Genomic DNA, 4,709 nt, shown 5'->3' with positions numbered 1-4,709 from the left:
CTGGCCTCCCGGCAGGGCCGCTCCATATCAGCCGTTTTACGGGAACTCATTGCCAGCAAGGCAAATAAAAGCGGACAAAACGCAAAGGAACCTCTTCTCGAAGTAGCAGGGATCGCCCGTGAGCCATTACTCAAAAACTTGATCAGCGAAAGTTTAGATGAAGCTCTTTACAGGACGTGATATGTTGCGGCAGATTTTTGTGGATACCAGCTTTTTTTACGCTCACGCCTACGCAGACGACCCCCATCATTGTGAAGCGGTCCAGTTCCTGGAGAACCCCCCGCTTTCTCTTGTGACGACGAATTTTATTTTTGATGAATTGATGACCATTCTGCGATATAATTTTGGTCACCGCGTGGCGGTTACATATGGGCAGAGCCTGCGAAAAAGTAAACTTGTAAATATTTTACGCATAACGCCGGAAGACGAAGAGTCGGCGTGGGAAATCTTTTCCAGGTATAGCGATCAGAAATTCAGTTTTACGGACTGTACGAGTTTTGCACTTATGCGACGCCTGGGAATCACCGAAGCAGCGGCATTCGACATTCATTTCGAAGTTGCGGGTTTTCTGCGCCTGCCTCCCGCCTCCCTTGCCAGCCGCGGGCGGTAGGGACTTTTGCTTTCCAGCATGAAAGCGATCGCGGAAAGATACTTCTTGGTTTTTCGCGTGGCACTTTTAGGCACTTTTAGGGGTCCCATGGTCTGGAAGTGAGCTCAGCCCAGCAACCACGATGGTTTCTATATTTTATGATTCAAACTTGGCTCTAACCCCTCTCAATGCCGTCCCTGATGATGGCCCGCGCCTCTTCCAAGGTGTTTGCGGCAAACAGTTCCTCCATGACGCCGTCCAGCACTTCCAGGCTGATCATCTCCCGGACTTTCTGCTGCAGGCCGGCAGATGCATCACCAAACCTCCTCCTGAGGTATTTGCAGATGGCGTCCTGTGTTGCTTCAACCTTGCCCCTCGCCTCGCCGATGGCCTCGCCTTCAGCCCTGCCTTCGGCCCTCCCTTCGGCCCTGCCCTTGACTAACCCGCGCATCTCTGCCTGCTGCTGCATCTCTTCAAGGGTTATTTCCAGATTCGTAATCATCACATCCACCTCCCACGGATTGACTTCGCTTACAATCTTGTCAACCTTTTCCCGTAGCGGCTCAGGCAACCTGGCTTTGAATACGTGGGAAAGCCAGGCAGCAAACTGCCTGAATTCGTCCCGACCCAGGTTCTTCAGCACGCCGGCCAGCTTCCACAGCCGCCTGACCAGTTCTTCCGCGCTCATCTTCTGATCCAGCGCAAATACGCTGGCAACCAGGTTGGCCGCCCGGTAAAGTTCTTCTACCTGATAACGGTTTACGTCAAACAGTATGTACCGGAAATCCAATACGTGCTTCTCAAACTGCCGGTACCCGGCCAGTATTTCTTTGAAGTGCAGGGCGGCGGTCCAGTTGTTTGCACCGTTGTACAGTACCGCCGGAATGATAACGGGCAGCCGGAATCCCTTGCGTTCCCGCTCGTCCTCCGGCGTGTTGTTATAAATGTCCCGCCATATCTCCACCATGTACAGCAGCAGCCGGAAGGGCATCAGGTAGTCCACCGTGGACTGCAGTTCCAGTAGGACATAGAATATCACGTCGTTACCTTTCGTCTTCAGACGGTAGACGATATCTGCTTCTTTCTCGCTGAAGTCCTGCAGGATGTAGGACTTCTCCACCCGCATCAGGCTGTCTTCGTCTATGTCTTTCGCCCATTCCTCATGCACAAAGGTCTTGAGCAACTCCAGAAATGCACGCTTGCTGGAGAGAAGCTCCCTGTATCCTTTGTCGTGGGAATGGTGGGGCTGTCTTTTGTCCGGCACGGGTTCACTCCTCCTGTGGCTGTATTATACCACATCCAGCCGGAGATTGACATGAGGCGGAACTGAACCGTGTACCGCCGGTGAAAAGAAAAAGCCCCGCCGGTGCGGGACCGGGGGGCTCGATAAGTTAATAAGTTAAGTGCCTGGCACCAATTATAAACTCTGCCAATATACAGGGTGTAAACCTGCCCCGGGGTGTACCCCGCCGGCGGTGGCTTAACTATAACCGACCTGCCGTCATTGCCTATTTCTACTGTAACATTTACTGCATTACCGCTGGTATCTTTGACAATTATGTTCTGAATGGTTATAAGTACCTGGATCCACAGGCATATTGAATTTAATAGTCCACTCCTTATTGGGCGGCACATTTACTTGCGGAGCCCATTCCCGGGCATCGTCTCCTTCCCGGTCATTGCCGTATTTCACTGTTACTCCCCTGCTGATCAGCCTGGCAATATCTTGATAAGCCTGCGACCCTTCTTTCAGATCCAGGGGATTGTCCCGCAAGTCCACCACCGCGCCCCATCCTAAACCGCCCCGTTCATTATTTTTAACCAGAGGACTTAAATCCCGGATATGGTTGTGGGCAAGGTTGATGTATTTTAGGTTCTGTAAATTCTCAACCTCCCGGATGCTTTCAATCCGGTTCCCGGCAAGATTTAAAGAAATCAGGTTAATGGCAAACTCAAGCTTGGCAAGATCTTGAATGTTGCGGTAACCGACATCCAATTGCTGTAAGCCCTTTATATCCTCCCTGGTAATGGCGCCCAACGGTTTATGCAAACTCTTCCGGACGGCCGCCTCCAGGCCGGGATCCGGGAAGTCAACGGAGTCAATGACGTGGGGAAAAAATGAGTTAAGTGCCTGGCACTATCCGCTCCCTTAATTCGGTCCCTTTTGGTTCATGGCACAATTTACAAAGCCGCCCTCTGTTCAAGCGGTTTAATAACATCTTTAAACAACTTTGAGGCATTAAATAATTCTATCCCAATTAGCTTACCATCCTTATCCAACTCAAGATTTATTCCAGGATGTAGTTCTATAACTTCTTCTTCAACACCCTCTCTAGATAGGTAAAGGATATCAGCTTCTGAATCATAATAGGCTTTCAATTTTAACCCACCTCCTACTTCTAACTCTGTTTTCCCTTTGACCGTCCTTTAGCGGGTGCAAAGTTACTAACACTATTTTACCTTCAGACATACTGTAGGTCAAAGCCATATCTCTCTCCGCGCCCTGGAATTCCATGTGTTTCACTGCAATAAAGTAATCGGTCTGAGTATCCTTATAATGCTCATCGGCCTGGGTAAAAATCGTTTCAGCCATCCCGTCTGGAATGCCACGCAGTTCTTTACGTATTGCAAAATGTTTTGAATAAACTACATTCAAGATATCTCTCCTCTTATAATTTATATAATCTCCATAATTATACTCGATGGTTAGCGCTTGCCTGATCCCGGGGTTCACCATGGCTATAGCCTCTTCACGCGGGTGCTCGTCAACCTTATTATACCAGATTCTGTGAATGGCCAGAATCCCCTGCTCCCTGAACCATAAAAGGACCACCCGCCAAACGCCCGCAGGAGGCCGGAAAACTCGGTAGCCAGGGGGACGGGTCTCCTGGTTTTCACCTTAATCAGGGGAACCAAAGGTATTCACACTGCAACCGCGGGGAGAATCCCCATGGCCCCAGTACCCATGGCCCCGGTAGGACTACTTCAAATGATTTACCCATCCCCTTACCCTTTCAAAACCAAAACCACGGGGACAGACCCCGTGGTTTCTTCTTGGTTCCCTGCAACCACACGAACCGTCCCCGTGGTTTATGGTTACTTCGGCCCGGTGAGGTTAACCCCCTCCCCCACCTCCGCCCCCCGCCGGTCGCAACACCGTTATCGTTACGGTATACGTTTCCGGAAGCCTTTCACCCGAAGTGGCGGTCAAGCCGGCATCCACCCGCAGGGTGTACGTCAGGCCGGGTAACAGGGCATCGCGCGGCTTGAGCCAGAAGGTGGTATAGCCCCCGGTTTCACCCGCGTTCACCTCACCTACAAAATAAAGGGTGCAGGGCAGTTCAGCACCGGTGGCAGTCAGCAAGTGGAAATGGGAGGCGGTATTCCCGTCTATCTTAACCGGATGGTTAAAAACTATCTGCAGCATCTGGGCCGGATCCATCACGATCCCGCCGCCACCGCTGCCCGGGGTGCCTGCACCCGCCAGCTGCGCGGCCACCAGATCCAGATCCAGGCGGCCGTAGCCGGCGTAGTCATCTTTCCCCGGCGGGCCAATATCCACAACGCCCTTTCGGATTATCTCCGCCACCCCGTCCGGACCGACACCGGGCAGCTGCGATTTAATTATGGCCGCCGCGGCCGACACAAAGGGCGCCGCTATGGACGTTCCGCTGACGGGGGTATAGTTGGGATACAACACGCCGGTGGTGAGGACATCAACCCCGGGTGCCGCCACCATCACTTCCGGACCGTGATTCGAAAAGGACGCCACCCGGTCGCCGCCATCGCTGGCGGCCACGGCGATCACATGAGGCAGGGCCGCCGGGTAGAACACCGGACCGCCTTCATTGCCGGCGGCGGCCACCACCACCACACCGCGCTCCCAGGCATAGTCAACCGCATCGGCCAATGCCTGAGAGTACTGTGGACCGCCCAGGCTGAGGTTGATCACCTGTGCCCCGCAGTCAACGGCGTGGGCAATGGCCTGGCTCACCCAATAGATATTAGTTTCCCCCAGCCAGTTGAAGACCCTCAAGGGCAGTATCTGCACATTTTGCCGCCCGGCGGTACCGGCAATGCCGGTGGCGTTGCCGGTGGCGGCAGCGATAACACCAGCCAC

The 4,709-nt window shown here is 53.1% G+C and carries 7 protein-coding genes; 2 read left to right on the top strand and 5 right to left on the bottom strand.

Translation table 11 applies throughout. The features are described from left to right. Together BUA65_RS18685 and BUA65_RS17310 are read left to right on the top strand one after the other, a co-directional pair. Positions 1-180 (top strand): hypothetical protein (locus BUA65_RS18685; protein WP_207543936.1); only part of this gene is annotated, 180 nt, incomplete at its 5' end. A 1-nt stretch (position 181) separates the two neighbouring features. After that, complete coding sequence (locus tag BUA65_RS17310; RefSeq protein ID WP_242656390.1) at positions 182-610, top strand: type II toxin-antitoxin system VapC family toxin; 429 nt, start codon at positions 182-184, stop codon at positions 608-610. Between the two features lie 154 nt (positions 611-764). Here BUA65_RS17310 and BUA65_RS17305 read toward each other — a convergent pair whose 3' ends face one another. The 5 genes from BUA65_RS17305 to BUA65_RS17285 all read right to left on the bottom strand — a co-directional run. Continuing rightward, positions 765-1,853, bottom strand: coding sequence for an Rpn family recombination-promoting nuclease/putative transposase (locus BUA65_RS17305; protein ID WP_072871616.1), 1,089 nt, complete (start codon positions 1,851-1,853; stop codon positions 765-767). Between the two features lie 270 nt (positions 1,854-2,123). Beyond that, complete coding sequence (locus tag BUA65_RS17300) at positions 2,124-2,639, bottom strand: leucine-rich repeat domain-containing protein (RefSeq protein WP_165613298.1); 516 nt, start codon at positions 2,637-2,639, stop codon at positions 2,124-2,126. Between the two features lie 131 nt (positions 2,640-2,770). Further along, positions 2,771-2,968, bottom strand: a complete 198-nt coding sequence (locus BUA65_RS17295) for a DUF2283 domain-containing protein (protein WP_072871611.1) — start codon at positions 2,966-2,968, stop codon at positions 2,771-2,773. Next, on the bottom strand, positions 2,952-3,422 hold the full coding sequence (locus tag BUA65_RS17290) for a hypothetical protein (protein WP_072871609.1): 471 nt from the start codon (positions 3,420-3,422) through the stop codon (positions 2,952-2,954). Before BUA65_RS17290 ends, BUA65_RS17295 begins: the two co-directional genes overlap by 17 nt. Positions 3,423-3,704: 282 nt before the next feature. After that, the coding region (locus BUA65_RS17285) for a S8 family serine peptidase (RefSeq protein ID WP_165613297.1) at positions 3,705-4,709 on the bottom strand (1,005 nt) is incomplete at its 5' end.

Origin of the sequence: Desulfofundulus thermosubterraneus DSM 16057 (assembly GCF_900142025.1) — a bacterium.
GTDB lineage: Bacteria > Bacillota > Desulfotomaculia > Desulfotomaculales > Desulfovirgulaceae > Desulfofundulus > Desulfofundulus thermosubterraneus.
The sequence above is the reverse complement of the archived record's forward strand: the minus strand, read 5'-3'. Positions and strand labels throughout refer to the sequence as shown.